The sequence below is a fragment of the Pikeienuella sp. genome (assembly GCF_046290545.1).
GTDB lineage: Bacteria > Pseudomonadota > Alphaproteobacteria > Rhodobacterales > Rhodobacteraceae > Pikeienuella.
Genome location: NZ_JBKAGV010000008.1, coordinates 59,562 through 76,435, shown reverse-complemented (window position 1 = coordinate 76,435; position 16,874 = coordinate 59,562). Strand labels below are relative to the sequence as shown.

At 67.7% G+C, this 16,874-nt stretch carries 20 protein-coding genes and 2 tRNA genes; all 22 read left to right on the top strand.

Annotation, left to right across the window (positions count from 1 at the left end; translation table 11 throughout):
- Positions 1-161 precede the first annotated feature (161 nt).
- The 22 genes from clpX to nuoI all read left to right on the top strand — a co-directional run bounded on the left by clpX (position 162) and on the right by nuoI (position 16,862).
- Positions 162-1,433 (top strand): ATP-dependent Clp protease ATP-binding subunit ClpX, encoded by a 1,272-nt coding sequence (gene clpX, locus ACE37J_RS06590; RefSeq protein WP_409708903.1) that lies wholly within the window; start codon positions 162-164, stop codon positions 1,431-1,433.
- A gap of 132 nt (positions 1,434-1,565) precedes the next feature.
- On the top strand, positions 1,566-3,971 hold the full coding sequence (gene lon, locus ACE37J_RS06585; protein WP_409708900.1) for an endopeptidase La: 2,406 nt from the start codon (positions 1,566-1,568) through the stop codon (positions 3,969-3,971).
- Positions 3,972-4,035: 64 nt separating this feature from the next.
- Positions 4,036-4,111, top strand: a tRNA-Val gene (locus ACE37J_RS06580).
- Between the two features lie 99 nt (positions 4,112-4,210).
- Positions 4,211-4,287, top strand: a tRNA-Asp gene (locus ACE37J_RS06575).
- A gap of 245 nt (positions 4,288-4,532) precedes the next feature.
- Positions 4,533-4,898, top strand: a complete 366-nt coding sequence (locus ACE37J_RS06570; protein WP_409708897.1) for an NADH-quinone oxidoreductase subunit A — start codon at positions 4,533-4,535, stop codon at positions 4,896-4,898.
- On the top strand, positions 4,889-5,422 hold the full coding sequence (locus ACE37J_RS06565) for a NuoB/complex I 20 kDa subunit family protein (protein ID WP_409708894.1): 534 nt from the start codon (positions 4,889-4,891) through the stop codon (positions 5,420-5,422). Before ACE37J_RS06570 ends, ACE37J_RS06565 begins: the two co-directional genes overlap by 10 nt.
- A gap of 8 nt (positions 5,423-5,430) precedes the next feature.
- Positions 5,431-6,036 carry an NADH-quinone oxidoreductase subunit C gene (locus tag ACE37J_RS06560; protein ID WP_409708891.1) on the top strand — a complete coding sequence of 202 codons (606 nt, stop codon included), beginning with the start codon at positions 5,431-5,433 and terminating at the stop codon, positions 6,034-6,036.
- Positions 6,036-6,413, top strand: a complete 378-nt coding sequence (locus ACE37J_RS06555; RefSeq protein ID WP_409708888.1) for a nuclear transport factor 2 family protein — start codon at positions 6,036-6,038, stop codon at positions 6,411-6,413. The genes ACE37J_RS06560 and ACE37J_RS06555 overlap by 1 nt, the downstream gene beginning before the upstream one ends.
- 2 nt (positions 6,414-6,415) lie before the next feature.
- Positions 6,416-7,621, top strand: coding sequence for an NADH-quinone oxidoreductase subunit D (locus ACE37J_RS06550; RefSeq protein WP_409708885.1), 1,206 nt, complete (start codon positions 6,416-6,418; stop codon positions 7,619-7,621).
- Position 7,622: 1 nt separating this feature from the next.
- Complete coding sequence (locus ACE37J_RS06545) at positions 7,623-7,850, top strand: DUF4160 domain-containing protein (protein ID WP_409708882.1); 228 nt, start codon at positions 7,623-7,625, stop codon at positions 7,848-7,850.
- Positions 7,847-8,125 carry a DUF2442 domain-containing protein gene (locus tag ACE37J_RS06540; protein WP_409708879.1) on the top strand — a complete coding sequence of 93 codons (279 nt, stop codon included), beginning with the start codon at positions 7,847-7,849 and terminating at the stop codon, positions 8,123-8,125. The genes ACE37J_RS06545 and ACE37J_RS06540 overlap by 4 nt, the downstream gene beginning before the upstream one ends.
- The gene (gene nuoE, locus ACE37J_RS06535; protein WP_409708876.1) at positions 8,125-9,174 is read left to right on the top strand and encodes an NADH-quinone oxidoreductase subunit NuoE; all 1,050 of its coding nucleotides are present in this window, start codon (positions 8,125-8,127) and stop codon (positions 9,172-9,174) included. Before ACE37J_RS06540 ends, nuoE begins: the two co-directional genes overlap by 1 nt.
- Before the next feature lie 12 nt (positions 9,175-9,186).
- Positions 9,187-9,873, top strand: a complete 687-nt coding sequence (locus tag ACE37J_RS06530; protein WP_409708873.1) for a hypothetical protein — start codon at positions 9,187-9,189, stop codon at positions 9,871-9,873.
- 28 nt (positions 9,874-9,901) lie between these two features.
- Positions 9,902-11,200 (top strand): NADH-quinone oxidoreductase subunit NuoF, encoded by a 1,299-nt coding sequence (nuoF, locus tag ACE37J_RS06525; protein WP_409708870.1) that lies wholly within the window; start codon positions 9,902-9,904, stop codon positions 11,198-11,200.
- Positions 11,197-11,700 carry a DUF3291 domain-containing protein gene (locus ACE37J_RS06520; RefSeq protein ID WP_409708867.1) on the top strand — a complete coding sequence of 168 codons (504 nt, stop codon included), beginning with the start codon at positions 11,197-11,199 and terminating at the stop codon, positions 11,698-11,700. Before nuoF ends, ACE37J_RS06520 begins: the two co-directional genes overlap by 4 nt.
- A 4-nt stretch (positions 11,701-11,704) precedes the next feature.
- Positions 11,705-11,977 carry a pentapeptide repeat-containing protein gene (locus tag ACE37J_RS06515; RefSeq protein ID WP_409708864.1) on the top strand — a complete coding sequence of 91 codons (273 nt, stop codon included), beginning with the start codon at positions 11,705-11,707 and terminating at the stop codon, positions 11,975-11,977.
- A 9-nt stretch (positions 11,978-11,986) separates the two neighbouring features.
- The gene (locus ACE37J_RS06510) at positions 11,987-12,157 is read left to right on the top strand and encodes a hypothetical protein (RefSeq protein ID WP_409708861.1); all 171 of its coding nucleotides are present in this window, start codon (positions 11,987-11,989) and stop codon (positions 12,155-12,157) included.
- On the top strand, positions 12,154-14,175 hold the full coding sequence (nuoG, locus tag ACE37J_RS06505) for an NADH-quinone oxidoreductase subunit NuoG (protein WP_409708858.1): 2,022 nt from the start codon (positions 12,154-12,156) through the stop codon (positions 14,173-14,175). The genes ACE37J_RS06510 and nuoG overlap by 4 nt, the downstream gene beginning before the upstream one ends.
- On the top strand, positions 14,172-14,594 hold the full coding sequence (locus ACE37J_RS06500; RefSeq protein WP_409708855.1) for a hypothetical protein: 423 nt from the start codon (positions 14,172-14,174) through the stop codon (positions 14,592-14,594). The genes nuoG and ACE37J_RS06500 overlap by 4 nt, the downstream gene beginning before the upstream one ends.
- Positions 14,591-15,622, top strand: a complete 1,032-nt coding sequence (gene nuoH / locus ACE37J_RS06495) for an NADH-quinone oxidoreductase subunit NuoH (RefSeq protein WP_409709276.1) — start codon at positions 14,591-14,593, stop codon at positions 15,620-15,622. Before ACE37J_RS06500 ends, nuoH begins: the two co-directional genes overlap by 4 nt.
- Before the next feature lie 2 nt (positions 15,623-15,624).
- Positions 15,625-16,371, top strand: coding sequence for a class I SAM-dependent methyltransferase (locus ACE37J_RS06490; protein WP_409708852.1), 747 nt, complete (start codon positions 15,625-15,627; stop codon positions 16,369-16,371).
- Positions 16,371-16,862, top strand: a complete 492-nt coding sequence (gene nuoI, locus ACE37J_RS06485; protein WP_409708849.1) for an NADH-quinone oxidoreductase subunit NuoI — start codon at positions 16,371-16,373, stop codon at positions 16,860-16,862. The genes ACE37J_RS06490 and nuoI overlap by 1 nt, the downstream gene beginning before the upstream one ends.
- The last annotated feature ends 12 nt before the right edge of the window (positions 16,863-16,874 follow it).

Below are 16,874 nucleotides of genomic sequence, written 5' to 3'. Positions count from 1 at the left end.
CTGTGACGTTACGCACGCCCGGCGCCCTTGCGCCGGGTGGGCGGACCATGCACAACTGTTGCAAAGCGGGATTCGAACGTGCGGATGCGACTGGCGATCTTTCGTTAATCCCCGCTGGTTACGTATTTTGAAGCCCCACCCCCCGGGGCCGGGAGAGCCGAATGAGCAAGTCCGGAGGGACCGAGTCCAAGAACACGCTCTACTGCTCCTTCTGCGGCAAGAGCCAGCACGAGGTGCGGAAGCTGATCGCCGGGCCGACCGTGTTCATCTGCGATGAATGCGTCGAGCTCTGCATGGACATCATCCGCGAGGAGACCAAGTCCGGCCTCGTGAAGTCCACCGACGGCGTGCCGACGCCGCAGGACATCTGCGAGGTTCTGGACGATTACGTGATCGGCCAGAAGCGCGCCAAGCGCGTGCTCTCCGTCGCGGTCCACAACCATTACAAGCGCCTGAACCATGCGGCGAAATCCACCGATGTGGAGCTGGCCAAGTCCAACATCCTGCTGATCGGCCCGACGGGCTGCGGCAAGACGCTGCTGGCGCAGACGCTGGCGCGCATCCTCGACGTGCCGTTCACCATGGCCGACGCGACGACGCTGACGGAGGCCGGCTATGTCGGCGAGGATGTCGAGAACATCATCCTCAAGCTCCTCCAGGCCGCGGACTACAACGTGGAGCGGGCGCAGCGCGGCATCGTCTATATCGACGAGGTCGACAAGATCTCCCGCAAGTCCGACAATCCCTCCATCACGCGGGACGTGTCGGGCGAGGGCGTGCAGCAGGCGCTGCTGAAGATCATGGAGGGCACCGTCGCCTCCGTGCCGCCGCAGGGCGGGCGGAAGCATCCGCAGCAGGAATTCCTGCAGGTGGACACGACGAACATCCTCTTCATCTGCGGCGGCGCCTTCGCGGGGCTCGACAAGATCATCGCGCAGCGCGGCAAGGGCTCTTCCATAGGCTTCGGCGCCGACGTCAAGGACGCGGAAGAGCGCAAGACGGGCGAGCTTCTCTCGGAGCTGGAGCCGGAGGACCTGCTGAAATTCGGCCTCATCCCCGAATTCGTCGGCCGCCTTCCGGTGATCGCCACGCTGGAGGACCTCGACGAGAAGGCGCTCGTCACGATCCTCTCGAAGCCGAAGAACGCGCTGGTGAAGCAGTATCAGCGCCTGTTCGAGATGGAGAGCTCCAAGCTCACCTTCACCGAAGAGGCGCTGAACTCCGTCGCGCGCAAGGCGATCGACAGGAAGACCGGCGCGCGCGGCCTCCGCTCGATTCTCGAGAACGTTCTGCTCGACACGATGTTCGAACTTCCGGCGCTCGAAGGCGTCGCAGAGGTGGTCGTCAACGAGGACGTGATCGAGAACGGCGCTCACCCGCTGATGATCTATTCCGAGAAGAAGCGTGGCGACGCCTCGGCGAGCTCCGCCTGACCTCGCCGCCCCGGCGGCTCGCTTGAAATCGGGCCGCCGCCGCTCCATTTCGAATGTTACCCCTGTGATCCGGGAACCTGCGCGGAGCCGCCTGCGGGCCGCGCCCGTTCGCCGCAAGTAGAAAGCAGACACATGACCGATCACTCGCCCGAAGCGGCCACGCTTCCCGTTCTGCCGCTTCGCGACATCGTCGTCTTCCCGCACATGATCGTTCCGCTCTTCGTGGGGCGGGAGAAGTCCGTGCGCGCGCTCGAGGCGGTGATGAAGGACGACAAGTCGATCCTCCTCGCCTCGCAGAAGGACCCTTCGGAGGACGAGCCCGGCGCCGACTCGATCTACGGGATCGGCACCGTGGCGAGCGTGCTCCAGCTCCTGAAGCTGCCGGACGGGACCGTGAAGGTCCTGGTCGAGGGCAAGGCCCGCGCGCGGATCGACAATTTCGGCGACCGCGAGGATTATTTCGAGGCTTCGGCCACGATCCTGCCGGAAACGGCCGGCGACAAGGACGCCGTCGAGGCGCTGAGCCGCTCCATCGCCGCCGAGTTCGAGAAGTACGTCAAGCTCAACAAGAGCGTGCCGCAGGAGGCCGTCGGCACCGTCTCCCAGATCAAGGAGCCCGCCAAGCTCGCGGACACGATCGCCGGCCATCTCGGCGTCAACCTCTCCGAAAAGCAGGCGCTGCTGGAGATGACGGATGTCGCCAAGCGGCTGGAGCGCATCTACGGCCTGATGCAGGGGGAGATTTCCGTCCTGCAGGTCGAGCGGAAGATCAAGACGCGCGTCAAGTCCCAGATGGAGAAGACGCAGCGGGAATATTACCTCAACGAGCAGATGAAGGCGATCCAGCGCGAACTCGGCGACGGCGAGGAGGGCGCGGACGCGGCGACGGAATACCAGGAGCGGATCGAGGGCACCAAGCTCTCCAAGGAGGCGCGGGAGAAGGCGCTCGCGGAGGTCAAGAAGCTCCGCCAGATGTCCCCCATGTCCGCCGAGGCGACGGTGGTGCGGAACTATCTCGACTGGATGCTCTCGATCCCGTGGGGCGTGAAGTCCCGCGTCAAGAAGGACCTGAAGAAGGCCGAGGAGATCCTCGATGCGGATCATTTCGGGCTGGAGAAGGTCAAGGAGCGGATGGTCGAGTATCTCGCCGTCCAGCAGCGCTCGAAGAAGCTGAAGGGCCCGATCCTCTGCCTCGTCGGCCCGCCGGGCGTCGGCAAGACCTCGCTCGGCAAGTCGGTCGCGAAGGCGACGGGGCGCGAGTTCATCCGCATCTCGCTCGGCGGCGTCCGGGACGAGGCGGAGATCCGCGGCCACCGGCGGACCTATATCGGCTCCATGCCGGGCAAGATCATCCAGTCCATGAAGAAGGCCAAGACGACGAACCCGCTCATCCTGCTCGACGAGATCGACAAGATGGGGCAGGACTTCCGCGGCGACCCGGCCTCCGCGATGCTGGAGGTGCTGGACCCGGAGCAGAACGCCACGTTCATGGACCATTACCTTGAGGTCGAATACGACCTCTCGAACGTGATGTTCATCACCACGGCCAACAGCTACAACATGCCCCGGCCGCTCCTCGACCGGATGGAGATCATCCCGCTCTCGGGCTACACCGAGGACGAGAAGGCCGAGATCGCGCGGCGCCACCTCATCGAGAAGCAGATGAAGGGCCACGGCCTCACCAAGGGCGAGTTCAGCCTGACGGACGAGGCGCTGATCGACATCGTCCGCTATTACACGCGGGAGGCCGGAGTCCGGAATCTCGAACGCGAGATCGCCAAGCTCTGCCGCAAGGCGGTGACGGAGATCGTCAAGGGCGCGGAGAAGAAGGTCGTCGTCACGCCCGAGCGGCTGGAGAAGATGCTCGGCGTCCGCCGCTTCAAGTTCGGCCTCGCCGAGGAGAAGGACGAGGTCGGCGTCGTCACCGGCCTCGCCTGGACGGAGGTGGGGGGCGACCTCCTCTCCATCGAGGCGCTGAAGCTGCCCGGGAAGGGCCGCATGAAGACGACCGGCAAGCTCGGCGACGTGATGAAGGAATCGATCGACGCGGCCTCCTCCTATGTGCGGAGCCAGGCGATCTCCATCGGCGTGAAGCCGCCCGAGTTCGAGAAGATCGACATCCATGTCCATGTCCCCGAAGGCGCGACGCCGAAGGACGGGCCCTCCGCCGGCATCGGCATGGTGACCTCCATCGTCTCCATGCTCACGGGCATCCCCGTCCGCCGCGATGTGGCGATGACGGGGGAGGTGACGCTCCGCGGCAATGTCCTGCCCATCGGCGGGCTGAAGGAGAAGCTCCTCGCGGCGCTTCGCGGCGGCGTCACGACGGTTCTGATCCCGAAGGACAACGCCAAGGACCTGCCGGAGATTCCGGACAATGTGAAGAACGGGCTGGAGATCATCCCGGTCTCCACCGTCTCCGAGGTGCTGCGGCGCGCGCTCGTCCGGGCGCCCGAGCCCATCGAATGGGACGAGGCGGCGGAGGCGGCGGCGCTCGCCGCCAAGGGCGGCCAGGAATCGGGCGCCTCCGCCCATTGACCTGCCGCGCGGGGCGAAAGGCGCTTTGCCTTTCGCCCCGCGCTCGTCTAAACCCGCCGGCGAAGGGCGGTTAGCTCAGCTGGCAGAGCGCCTCGTTTACACCGAGGATGTCGGCGGTTCGATCCCGTCACCGCCCACCACCGCCATCGTGACAATTTCGGTTTCCACGCGCTTGACGCGCCCGCCCGGCTTGAATAGAGAAACGCTCACGCCGGCGGCGACGCTGGCGGGAGAGATGCGCGGTTGTAGCTCAGTCGGTTAGAGTACCGGCCTGTCACGCCGGGGGTCGCGGGTTCGAGCCCCGTCAACCGCGCCATCTCCCTCCCCCCTCCGAAGCCGTCTTTCGAATGCGCCGGAATCGCGCGGGATAACGGTTTTTTCACGCCCCCGATGCGATGCCGGAGCCGCCGACGCGCTGCGCCCCGTCCACCCGGATGCTCATGCGGACAGGCGCCGGAGCGCGGAATCGCCCCCCGGTCTCGGTTGACCGGAAGGGGGGGCGGGAGTAGAGACGGGGCGACGTGCGCTGCACTGCAAGATAGCGCAGGGGAGACCGGACGCATGGATGATCTGCTGCGGGAATACCTGCCGATCCTGATCTTTCTCGGGCTGGCGCTGGGGCTCGGATTGCTGCTGATGATCGCGGCTCTCGTGCTCGCCGTGCGGCGGCCGGACCCGGAAAAGATCTCCGCCTATGAATGCGGGTTCAACGCCTTCGACGATGCGCGGATGAAGTTCGACGTGCGATTCTACCTCGTGTCGATCCTCTTCATCATCTTCGACCTCGAAGTCGCGTTCCTGTTTCCCTGGGCGGTCGCCTTCCAGGATATCGGGCTCTTCGGATTCTGGTCGATGATCGTGTTCCTCGGCGTGCTGACGGTCGGCTTCGCCTATGAATGGAAGAAGGGAGCCCTCGAATGGGAGTGACCGCAGGACCGGTCGCCGCGGGCGCCGACAAGGATGTGCTGGCGCGGAACGTCTCCGCCGAGCTGGCGGATCGCGGCTATCTGCTGACGACGGCCGAGGATCTCGTGAACTGGGCGCGCACCGGCTCGCTCTTCTGGATGACCTTCGGCCTCGCCTGCTGCGCCGTCGAGATGATGCAGACCTCGATGCCGCGCTATGACGCGGAACGCTTCGGCTTCGCGCCGCGCGCGAGCCCGCGGCAATCCGACGTGATGATCGTCGCCGGCACGCTGACCAACAAGATGGCCCCGGCGCTCCGCAAGGTCTATGACCAGATGCCGGAGCCGCGCTACGTCATCTCCATGGGCTCCTGCGCCAATGGCGGCGGCTACTACCATTACAGCTATTCCGTCGTCCGCGGCTGCGACCGGATCGTGCCGGTGGACATCTACGTTCCCGGCTGCCCGCCGACGGCGGAGGCGCTGCTCTACGGCATCCTGCAACTGCAGAAGAAAATCCGCCGGACGGGAACCATAGTCCGATAGGAGGGCGCATGAGCGAGGCTCTCAACGAGCTCAGCGAGCAGATCGAGGCGGCGAAGGGCGCCGCGCTCGTCTCGTCGGCGGTCGCCAACGGCGAGCTGACGGTGGAGACAGGCCCGGGCGCGCTGATCGAGCTGCTGACCTGGCTGAAGACGAACGGCGCCATGCAGTTCACCACGCTGGTGGACATCTGCGGGGTGGACTGGCCGGGGCGGGAGGCGCGGTTCGACGTCGTCTATCACCTCCTCTCGATGCGGCAGAACCAGCGCCTGCGGGTGAAGGTAGCCGTGGCGGAGGATCAGTTCGTCCCCTCCTGCGTCTCCGTCTTCCCCTGCGCCGACTGGTTCGAGCGCGAGGTGTTCGACATGTACGGCGTGATGTTCTCCGGCCATCCGGACCTCCGCCGCATCCTCACGGATTACGGCTTCCGCGGCCATCCGCTCCGGAAGGACTTTCCGACGACCGGCTATGTCGAGGTCCGCTACGATGAGGAGCAGAAGCGGGTCGTCTATGAACCCGTGAGCCTCGTGCAGGAATACCGCCAGTTCGACTTCATGAGCCCGTGGGAGGGCGCCGACTACATCCTCCCCGGCGACGAGAAGAAGGGAGCCGCCTGATGCTTGACGATTCCGCCCTCGCCGAGGTCGAAGCCGCCGCCGTCGCCTATTGCGTCGCGCTCCATGAGGGCGACGTGGCGGGGCTGGAGGCGCTGTTCCATCCGCGCGCCAACCTCTACGCCGCGCAGAACGGCGCGCTGATCGAGAACAGCAGGCAGGTGTTCCTCGACCGCGCGAAGGCGCGCGGCGCGATGCCGGGCGCGCCGGATTACGCGATCCACGCCGTCCGGTCCGAGGGGCCGGAGATGGCGCATGTGACGCTCTCGGTGGCCCTGCCGCCGCGCCGCTTCACGGATTATCTCAACTTCCTGAAGCTGGACGGCCGCTGGGTCGTGATCTCCAAGGTCTTCCGCGTCGCGGAAGGCCCGGAGCTCTGACGATGGACGGAGACTTCAAGACGCCGGAGCAGCGCATCCGGAACTTCAACATCAACTTCGGCCCGCAGCACCCTGCGGCGCATGGCGTTCTCCGCCTCGTGCTGGAGCTGGACGGGGAGATCGTGGAGCGGACGGACCCGCATATCGGCCTCCTCCACCGCGGCACCGAGAAGCTGATGGAGAGCCGCACCTATCTCCAGAACCTGCCCTATTTCGACCGGCTCGATTACGTCGCGCCGATGAACCAGGAGCATGCCTGGTGCCTCGCCATCGAGCGGCTGACGGAGACGGCCGTGCCGCGGCGCGGCTCGCTGATCCGCATCCTCTATTGCGAGATCGGGCGCATCCTCAACCACCTCCTCAACGTCACGACGCAGGCGATGGACGTGGGCGCGCTCACCCCCCCGCTCTGGGGGTTCGAGGAGCGCGAGAAGCTCATGGTCTTCTACGAGCGGGCCTGCGGCGCGCGGCTCCACTCGGCCTATTTCCGCCCCGGCGGCGTGCATCAGGACCTGCCGGACGCGCTCTGCGACGACATCTGGCAGTGGACGGAGGAGTTCCCCTCCATCCTCGACGATCTCGAAGGGCTGCTGACGGACAACCGCATCTTCAAGCAGCGCAATGTCGATATCGGCGTCGTGAGCATCGAGGAGGCGCAGGCGCTCGGCTTCTCCGGCGTCATGGTCCGCGGCTCGGGCTGGTCATGGGACCTGCGGCGCGCGCAGCCCTACGAGCTTTACAACGAGTTCGACTTCCTGATCCCCGTCGGCAAGCACGGCGACTGCTATGACCGCTATCTCTGCCGCATGGAAGAGATGCGGGAGAGCGTGAAGATCATGCGCCAGGCGCTTGAAAAGCTGGACAAGGTGAAGGGCGAGCCCGTCATCACCCGCGACGGCAAGATCGCCCCGCCGAAGCGCGGCGAGATGAAGCGCTCGATGGAGGCGCTGATCCATCACTTCAAGCTCTACACCGAGGGCTTCCGGGTGCCGGAGGGCGAGGTCTACGCCTGCGTCGAGGCGCCGAAGGGCGAGTTCGGCGTCTATCTGGTGGCGGACGGCACCAACAAGCCCTGGCGCGCGAAGCTCCGGGCGCCGGGCTTCCCGCATCTCGCGGCGATGGACCATATCTGCAAGGGGCACCAGCTGGCGGATGTGAGCGCGATCCTGGGCTCGCTGGACGTGGTGTTCGGGGAGATCGACCGGTGAGATGCCCGTCCTCGTCCGCCTCAAGTACTGCGTGATCGCGATGTATTTTCGTGACCACAATCCGCCGCACTTCCATATCGTCACGCCGGACTCCGAGGCGCGGATGACCATCGCCTCCCTCGCGATCCTGGAAGGCGCGGTGGACAGACGAGCGGAGCGGGAGGCGCGTGATTGGGCCGCCGCCAACCGCGCAACGCTCGAGGCGAAATGGCGGGAGTTCAACCCGTGAGCCGGCTTCCGAAGCTCCTCTCCGTGCGCGCAGCGGCGCCTGGCCTGCTCGACATCGTCTGGTCGGACGGGGAGCATCGCAGGGTCGACGTGTCCGAGCTTTTGCGGCGGCATCACCTGCTCGAAGCCCTGAACGATCCGGACCTTTTCCGCCGCGTTGCGATCGACGAGTTCGGCTCCGGCGTCGCATGGCCGAATGGCGCCGATTTCTGCGCCGACGCGCTGCGCCTCCGGGGCGACGCGCAACTCTCCGACTACGAGAAAGCGACCGCCTGATGCTCCGCCGCCTCCATCACGAACAGCCCGCCTCCTTCGCCTTCACGCCGGAGAATCTCCGCTGGGCGGAGTCGCAGATCGCGAAATATCCCGAGGGGCGGCAGGCATCCGCCGTCATTCCGCTCCTCTGGCGCGCGCAGGAGCAGGAGGGCTGGGTCTCCCGCCCGATCATCGAGACGGTGGCGAAGATGCTCGGCATGGCGGAGATCCGCGTGCTGGAGGTCGCGACCTTCTACTTCATGTTCCAGATGAAGCCCGTGGGCTCCGTCGCGCATTTCCAGATCTGCGGCACGCTTTCCTGCATGATCTGCGGCGCGGAGGATCTTGTGGCCGTGGCGAAGGACCGGATCGCGCCGGAGCCGCACATGCTCTCGCCCGACGGGAAATTTTCCTGGGAGGAGGTCGAGTGCCTCGGCGCCTGCGCCAACGCGCCGATGGCGCAGATCGGCAAGGACTATTACGAGGACCTGACGGCGGAGGGCTTCGCCGGGATCATCGACGATTTCGCGGCAGGCAAGACGCCGAAGCCGGGGCCGCAGAACGGCCGCTTCGCCTCCGAGCCGCTGGGCGGGGAGACGAGCCTGAAGGTTCCCGCGAAGGCGCGCGAGGCGGCGAACGGCTCCGTCGCGCTCGCCCTCGCGCTCGGCGATACGGTCTCCCGCATCACGGACGGGCGCGGCATGTCCCGCCCCTCGGTCGCCCCCGCCGCGCCGAAGGGCGAGGCGCCGACGCCGAAAGCCGAGCCCCGGCCCGACGAGGCGGAGAAGATCGCGCGCCCGGCCGCCGAACCGGCGGCCCCGACTGTCGAGGAGCTGGAGCCCGAGACGCTCTCCGCCCCCCGCGGCGGCGCGGCGGACGACCTGCAGAAGATCGACGGCGTCGGCCCGAAGCTTGAGGCGCTGCTGAACGAGATGGGATTCTGGCATTTCGACCAGATCGCCGCGTGGGGCCCGGCGGAGATCGCCTGGGTCGACGCGCGGCTGAAGTTCAAGGGGAGAATCGAGCGGGACGGCTGGGTCGAACAGGCCCGGAAACTGTCCGCCGGATAGGGAGGAAAGCGAATGTCCGCCAGCATGTGCAGGGTCGTGTCCTACACGCTCGCGATCATCGTCGCGGCGGTCGCGGCGCGAATGATCGTCGGGGAATTCGCGGTCGCGACCATCGTCCTCTTCGTCCTCTTCGCCATCGGGCTCTGGACATGGCTGCCGAAGCTGATCTGCCGCCAGCCGGCCCACGCCGCGGGCGCCGCGGCGGCGCCCTTTGCGCCGAAGCCCTCGATCCCCACGTCCACCTTGCCGCGGCCCGCGCCGCCGGCCCCGCGGGCGCCCGCGCCGAAGGAGCCCGAGCCGGTCGCGCCTGTCGCGGCGGAGCCCACGGCCCCGGTTGCAGGCGGCCACTGGTCGTCCGGCGTCCGCGCCGACAGCGGCATGGCTGCGAAGACCGGGGGCCAGACTGCGATCAGGCCGAGCGCGCCGCTGGCCGAGGAGGCGACGCTGCGCGACGGCGTGGGTTCCTGGAAATACGAGGCCCCGAAGCCGGCGCCGGAGGGCGCGGACGACCTGAAGAAGATCAAGGGCGTCGGCCCGGTGCTTGAAGGCAAGCTCCACGCGCTCGGCGTTCTCACCTATGCGCAGATCGCCGGCTGGTCGGCGGAGGACGTGGCGCGGGTGGACGAGCAGCTGAACTTCAAGGGCCGGATCGAACGCGAAGGCTGGATCGAGCAGGCGAAGGCGCTTTCGGGCGCCTGAACCCCCGAAGAGACGGGAAGAGAGAGACATGCTGGACGACAAGGACCGGATCTTCACCAATCTCTACGGGATGCGCGACCGCAGCCTGAAGGGCGCGATGGCCCGCGGCTGCTGGGACGGGACGGCGGGCATCATCGCCCGCGGCCGGGACGCGATCGTCAGCGAGATGAAGGCCTCCGGCCTCCGCGGGCGGGGCGGCGCGGGGTTCCCGACCGGGCTCAAATGGTCCTTCATGCCGAAGGAATCGGACGGGCGGCCCTCCTATCTCGTGGTCAACGCGGACGAATCCGAGCCCGGCACCTGCAAGGACCGGGAGATCATGCGCCATGATCCCCACACGCTGATCGAGGGCTGCCTCATCGCCTCCTTCGCGATGAACGCCCATGCCTGCTACATCTACATCCGCGGCGAATATGTGCGGGAGCGGGAGGCGCTGCAGGCCGCCATCGACGAATGCTATGACGCCGGGCTGCTGGGGAAGAACGCCGCGAAATCCGGCTGGGATTTCGACCTCTATCTCCACCACGGCGCCGGGGCCTATATCTGCGGGGAGGAGACGGCGCTTCTCGAATCCCTCGAAGGCAAGAAGGGGATGCCGCGGCTGAAACCGCCTTTCCCCGCGAATACCGGCCTCTACGGCTGCCCGACGACGGTGAACAACGTCGAGTCCATCGCGGTGGCGCCGACGATCCTCCGCCGCGGGGCGGACTGGTTCGCCTCCTTCGGGCGGGCGAACAACGCGGGCACCAAGGTCTTCGCGATTTCCGGCCATGTGAACCGGCCCTGCGTCGTCGAGGAGGCGATGTCGATCCCGTTCGACGAGCTGATCGACCGGCATTGCGGCGGCATCCGCGGCGGGTGGGACAACCTGAAGGCCGTGATCCCCGGCGGCTCCTCCGTGCCGCTTCTCCCCGGCGAGATGATGCGCGACGGCGCGATCATGGATTTCGACTGGCTGCGCGAGCAGCGCTCCGGCCTCGGCACCGCCGCGGTGATCGTGATGGACAATTCGGTGGACGTCATCAAGGCGATCTGGCGTCTCTCCGCCTTCTACAAGCATGAGAGCTGCGGCCAGTGCACCCCCTGCCGCGAGGGCACGGGCTGGATGATGCGCGTGATGGAGCGGCTGGTGACGGGCGATGCGGCGCTCGAGGAGATCGACATGCTGCAGGAGGTCACCAAGCAGGTGGAGGGCCACACGATTTGCGCCCTCGGCGACGCCGCGGCCTGGCCGATCCAGGGCCTCATCCGCCATTACCGCGGCGAGATCGAGGACCGGATCAAGGCGAAGCAGAGGGGCCGCGTCAGCGCGGTCGCGGCGGAGTGACAGGCGGCGCCCAGCACCTCGCCGAGTTCAACATCGGCATACTGCGGCACGACTGGGACGACCCGCGCGTGAAGGATTTTGCGGAGGGGCTCGACCTCGTGAACGGCGTCGCCGCGCGGAGCCCGGGCTTCGTCTGGCGGCTGTCGGACGAAGAGATGGACCGGGCGCAGAACGATCCGGAAGGGCCGCTCGGCGGAAACCCGCGCACGGCGTCCACCCTCTCGGTCTGGGAGAGCGTCGAGGCGCTCGAAGCCTTCGTCTGGAACACGGTCCATCGCGCCTTCTATGAGCGGAAGGCGGAATGGTACGACCTGACGGATGCGCTCCGCTTCGTCATGTGGCATGTGCCCGCCGGGCATCGCCCGACCATCGACGAGGCGATGGCCCGGTTCCGTCACCTTGAGGCTCACGGCCCCTCCGACCACGCCTTCGGGTGGGACTGGCTGGAGGAGGCGCGGCTCTGGAAGAGCCGGGCCTGCGACGGCGTGGCGGCGGAGTAGCGCGATGGAGCTGGCGGATATCAGGGAGCGGCTGGAGATCCGGCGGGCGGCCATCGCCGGCTCGGTCTTCGACGATGTGGACATGACGGGCGCCGCGTTCACCAACGCGCGCCTCGCCGCGGCGTCTTTCGCGGATGCGGACATGAGCGGCGCGCGGTTCGGCGACGTGAACCTTTCGGGCGCCTCCATCGAGAACGCGAACATGACGGGGATGACGATCAACGGCGTAACGGTTTCGGCGCTGTTCGCGGCCTATGAAGCGGCGGGGAAGGGCTGAGCCATGTGCATGGGCGACAACCCCGATCATCTCCGCCACATGCTCCGCGAGGCGGCGGCGCGGACGGAGGGCGTGAGCGCGCCGGAGGCCCCCCGCGCGGCGGGCGCCCTGGCGCGGCTCCTCGCCGGACTGAAGACATGGATCGCGGGCGCGCCCGCGATCAGCGAGGCGAAGCGATGAGCACCCTGAAGAAGATCAAGGTCGACGGGATCGAGGTCGAGGTCGAGGGGGCGCTGACGCTCCTTCAGGCCTGCGAGGCGGCGGGCAAGGAAATCCCCCGCTTCTGCTACCATGAGCGGCTCTCCATCGCCGGCAATTGCCGGATGTGCCTTGTCGAGGTGAAGGGTGGCCCGCCGAAGCCCGCCGCCTCCTGCGCCATGCAGGTGCGGGACCTCCGGCCCGGGCCGGAAGGGCAGCCGCCCGAGGTCTTCACCAACACGCCGATGGTGAAGAAGGCGCGGGAGGGGGTGATGGAGTTCCTCCTCATCAACCACCCGCTCGACTGCCCGATCTGCGACCAGGGGGGCGAGTGCGACCTCCAGGACCAGGCGATGGCCTATGGCGTCGACTTTTCGCGCTACCGCGAGCCGAAGCGGGCGGCGGACGACATCCATCTCGGCCCGCTTGTCGGCACGCAGATGACGCGCTGCATCTCCTGCACGCGCTGCGTCCGCTACACCACGGAAATCTGCGGCGTGACGCAGATGGGGCAGACGGGGCGGGGCGAGGATTCGGAGATCGCCTCCTATCTCAACGCCGCGCTCGATTCTGAGATGATCGGCAACGTGGTCGATCTCTGCCCGGTCGGCGCGCTGACGAACAAGCCCTACGCCTTCAACGCCCGGCCCTGGGAGCTGAAGAAGACCGAGAGCATCGACGTGATGGACGCGCTCGGCTCCAACATCAGGGTCGATGCGCGGGGGCGCGAGGTCATGCGCATCCTGCCGCGCAACCATGACGAGGTGAACGAGGAGTGGATCGCCGACAAGGCGCGCCATATCTGCGACGGCCTCCGCCGGCAGCGGCTGGACCGTCCCTATATTCGCGAGAACGGCAAGCTCCGCCCCGCCGCATGGCCCGAGGCGCTGGCGCTCGCCGCCGCGAAGCTGAAGGGCGGCAGGGTCGCCGCGCTCGCGGGCGATCTCGCGCCGGTCGAGGCGATGTTCTCGCTGAAGGCGCTCGTCGAGGGGCTCGGCGGCAAGGTGGAATGCCGGACGGACGGCGCCGCGCTCCCCGTCGGGAACCGTTCCGGCTATGTCGGCACGGCGCGGGTCGCGGATATCGACGCGGCGGAGATGATCCTCCTCGTCGGGACCAATCCGCGCATCGAGGCGCCGGTGCTGAACGCCCGCATCCGCAAGGCCTGGCTCAACGGGGCCTCCGTCGCGCTGATCGGGGAGCCGGCGGACCTGACCTACGAGTATTTCCACGCCGGCGCCGGCCCCGAGAGCCTCGCCGCGATGATCGCGGACGGCGTCTCGGAGGAGACGAAGGCGAAGCGCACGCTTGTCATCCTCGGGCAGGGCGCGCTCCGCAGGCCGGACGGCGCGGCGGTGCTCGGGAACGCCATGAAGATGGCGGAGGTTTCGGGCTCGGGCTTCCTCGTCCTCCATACGGCGGCGAGCCGGGTCGGCGCGATGGACCTCGGCTTCGCGACCGAGGGCGGCATGGCGGCGGCGCTCGAAGGGGCGGAGGTGGTCTACAATCTCGGCGCCGACGAATGCGAGATGCCGGAGGGCGCCTTCGTCATCTATCAGGGCAGCCACGGAGACCGGGGCGCCCACCGGGCGGACGTGATCCTGCCCGGCGCGGCCTATACCGAGCAATCCGGCCTCTTCGTGAACACCGAGGGGCGCGCGCAGATCGCCAACCGCGCCGGCTTCCCGCCGGGCGAGGCGAAGGAGGATTGGGCGATCCTCCGCGCGCTTTCCGGGGAGATGGGCGCCGCGCTTCCGTGGAACAGCATGGACCAGCTCCGCGCCGCGCTCTTCGCCGCGCATCCGCATCTCGCGCGGGTCGACCAGGTCGAACCGGCGGAGTGGAAGGCGGAGCCGGCGGGGGCGATGGAGAAGGCGGCGTTCCGCCCCGCGATCGAGGACCATTACCTCACCAACCCCATCGCCCGCGCCTCCGAGATCATGGCGGCGCTGTCGCGGGACGCGAAGGCGCGCCGCGCGGCGCGGATGGCGGCGGAGTGAAGCGCGCTTTCCTCCTCCTCGGCCTCGCGGCCTGCGCGCCGCCGGGCGGCGGCGGCGGCGCGGTCGGCGCCCTGCCGAAGCCGGAGGCGCCGCCCCCGGCTCCTCTCACGGTCGCCTCGGTCGAGGGCGGGGTGATCCGTGTGACGGGTTTCGCCCGGAACGAGGATGCGCTGGAGGCGCATCACTGCCTCGCCGCGAAGCGCGCGCGGGGCGAGGGGGCCGGCGCGCTCGAATGGGTCGGCGGGGTCGCGCAGCGGGAAGAGGAGGGGGATGCGGTGACCGCCGATCTCGTCTATCAGACCGCCGCGACGGCCGCGCGATCCGCCGGGGCGGCGCCGGCGGAGGGGCGCGCCGCGCCCGTGGCCGACTGGCTGATCTATTGCGATGAAGCGGGCCTGCCCCGCGAAGGCGAGGCCTGATGGACTTCTTCGACACCAATGCGGGGACCTTCCTCATCATCCTCGGGCAATGCCTGCTGGTGACGGTCTCCCTCCTCGTCTCGCTGGCCTTCCTCCTCTACATGGACCGGAAAGTCTGGGCCGCGGTGCAGCTCCGGCGGGGGCCGAACGTCGTCGGGCCGTTCGGGCTCTTCCAGTCCTTCGCCGACTTCCTGAAGTTCATCGTGAAGGAGGTCGTGATCCCCGCGGGGGCGGACAAGGCGGTGTTCCTGCTCGCCCCGCTCATCACCTTCACGCTCGCCGCGATCATGTGGGTGGTGATCCCGTTCGCGGACGGCTGGGTGATTTCCGACCTCAATGTCGGCATCCTCTACATCTTCGCCATCTCCTCGCTCGGGGTTTACGGCGTGATCATGGGGGGCTGGGCCTCCAACTCGAAATACCCGTTCCTCGGCGGCCTCCGCTCCGCGGCGCAGATGGTGAGCTACGAGGTCTCCATCGGCTTCATCATCGTCGGCGTGCTGATCTCCACCGGCTCGCTGAACCTCTCGGAGATCGTGCGGGCGCAGGATGGCTCGCTCGGGTTCTTCAACTGGTACTGGCTGCCGCATCTGCCGATGGTCGTGCTCTTCTTCATCTCCGCGCTGGCGGAGACGAACCGGCCGCCCTTCGACCTTCCGGAGGCCGAGTCGGAGCTCGTCGCCGGCTATCAGGTCGAGTATTCGTCGACGCCGTATCTCCTCTTCATGATCGGCGAATACATGAACATCGTGCTGATGTGCGCGATGACGACGATCCTCTTCTTCGGCGGCTGGCTTTCGCCGATTCCGGGCCTGCCGGACGGCGTTCTCTGGTTCGTCCTGAAGGTGGTGTTCTTCTTCTTCATGTTCGCGATGGTGAAGGCCATCGTCCCCCGCTACCGCTACGACCAGCTGATGCGGATTGGCTGGAAGGTGTTCCTGCCGCTCTCGCTCGGCTGGGTCGTCATCGTCGCCGCCTTCGCGCAGTTCGGCGTGCCGGGCTACGCCCGCTGGGCCGTGGGGGGGTGAGCATGGGGGTGGATTGCGCCCTGTTCGAACGGCTCCTGGAGCTTGGCGCCCGCGCGGATGTCGCGCCGGGGCGCGGGCTGATGCTCGGTCGGCAGGGTTTCCACTTCCAGGGGCGCTATCGGCGCCGCTACCGGCTCGCGCTTGCGCGGGCGGGCGTGGCGGCGGAGGCCGAGGCGTTGGCGGGGCCTGACGGCTTCGCCGAGCCCTTCTTCCGCGCCGCCGGCCTTGGCGAAATGGAGGCGATGGATGCGAGCGCCTATGAGGGCGCGGCGCATGTCCACGATCTCAACGAGCCCGTCCCTGCGCATCTTCACGGCGCGTTCGACTTCATCTTCGACGGCGGGACGATCGAGCACGTCTTCGACGCGCCGCAGGCGCTCTCCAACGTGTTCGCCATGCTGAAGCCGGGCGGGATCTTCGCCTCGGCCAACGGGATGAACGGCTGGCCCTTCCACGGGCTCTACCAGTTCAACCCGGATTTCGCCTGGTCCTACTGGAAGCGGGCGGCGGGATGCGAGGTTCTGCGCGTCCTCGCCCTTCCCGCGAACCCGGCCGAGCCGCCGATCCCCCTTCCGGATGCGGCGGAGACGGGGCGGCGGCTGCGGCTTTCGCGGCCTTTTCCGGAAGGCAGGGTTTACCTCTACTACGAAGTGCGCAAAGGAGCGGGCGCGCGGCCCGCGCGCGCGGCCTGGCAGAGCGACTATCAGGCGCGGTGGCGCGAGGCGGCGCCGGAAATGACGGAGGCGTGATGGGCATCCCGTTCGACAGGGCGTTCCGGTACTTCATGCTCGCCGATTTCATCGGCGGCTTCCGGCTCGGCTTCAAATACTTCATGAAGCCGAAGGCGACGCTGAACTATCCCTTTGAAAAAGGGCCGCTTTCCCCCCGCTTCCGCGGCGAACACGCGCTCCGCCGCTATCCGAACGGGGAGGAGCGGTGCATCGCCTGCAAGCTCTGCGAGGCGATCTGCCCGGCGCAGGCGATCACCATCGAGGCCGAACCGCGGGAGGACGGCTCGCGCCGCACCACGCGCTACGACATCGACATGACGAAGTGCATCTATTGCGGCTTCTGCCAGGAAGCCTGCCCGGTGGACGCCATTGTCGAGGGCCCGAATTTCGAATTCGCGACCGAGACGCGGGAGGAGCTGTTCTACAACAAGGACAAGCTCCTCGCGAACGGAGACCGGTGGGAGCGGGAGATCGCCCGCAACATCGAGCTTGACGCGGCGTATCGCTGAGCGCCGCGAGAG

Bases quoted from the DNA above. Each gene is read 5' to 3' on its own strand.
- clpX (WP_409708903.1), top strand. From the start codon at position 162: ATGAGCAAGTCCGGAGGGACCGAGTCCAAGAACACGCTCTACTGCTCC.
- lon (WP_409708900.1), top strand. From the start codon at position 1,566: ATGACCGATCACTCGCCCGAAGCGGCCACGCTTCCCGTTCTGCCGCTT.
- ACE37J_RS06570 (WP_409708897.1), top strand. From the start codon at position 4,533: ATGGATGATCTGCTGCGGGAATACCTGCCGATCCTGATCTTTCTCGGG.
- ACE37J_RS06565 (WP_409708894.1), top strand. From the start codon at position 4,889: ATGGGAGTGACCGCAGGACCGGTCGCCGCGGGCGCCGACAAGGATGTG.
- ACE37J_RS06560 (WP_409708891.1), top strand. From the start codon at position 5,431: ATGAGCGAGGCTCTCAACGAGCTCAGCGAGCAGATCGAGGCGGCGAAG.
- ACE37J_RS06555 (WP_409708888.1), top strand. From the start codon at position 6,036: ATGCTTGACGATTCCGCCCTCGCCGAGGTCGAAGCCGCCGCCGTCGCC.
- ACE37J_RS06550 (WP_409708885.1), top strand. From the start codon at position 6,416: ATGGACGGAGACTTCAAGACGCCGGAGCAGCGCATCCGGAACTTCAAC.
- ACE37J_RS06545 (WP_409708882.1), top strand. From the start codon at position 7,623: ATGCCCGTCCTCGTCCGCCTCAAGTACTGCGTGATCGCGATGTATTTT.
- nuoE (WP_409708876.1), top strand. From the start codon at position 8,125: ATGCTCCGCCGCCTCCATCACGAACAGCCCGCCTCCTTCGCCTTCACG.
- ACE37J_RS06530 (WP_409708873.1), top strand. From the start codon at position 9,187: ATGTCCGCCAGCATGTGCAGGGTCGTGTCCTACACGCTCGCGATCATC.
- nuoF (WP_409708870.1), top strand. From the start codon at position 9,902: ATGCTGGACGACAAGGACCGGATCTTCACCAATCTCTACGGGATGCGC.
- ACE37J_RS06515 (WP_409708864.1), top strand. From the start codon at position 11,705: ATGGAGCTGGCGGATATCAGGGAGCGGCTGGAGATCCGGCGGGCGGCC.
- ACE37J_RS06510 (WP_409708861.1), top strand. From the start codon at position 11,987: ATGGGCGACAACCCCGATCATCTCCGCCACATGCTCCGCGAGGCGGCG.
- nuoG (WP_409708858.1), top strand. From the start codon at position 12,154: ATGAGCACCCTGAAGAAGATCAAGGTCGACGGGATCGAGGTCGAGGTC.
- ACE37J_RS06490 (WP_409708852.1), top strand. From the start codon at position 15,625: ATGGGGGTGGATTGCGCCCTGTTCGAACGGCTCCTGGAGCTTGGCGCC.
- nuoI (WP_409708849.1), top strand. From the start codon at position 16,371: ATGGGCATCCCGTTCGACAGGGCGTTCCGGTACTTCATGCTCGCCGAT.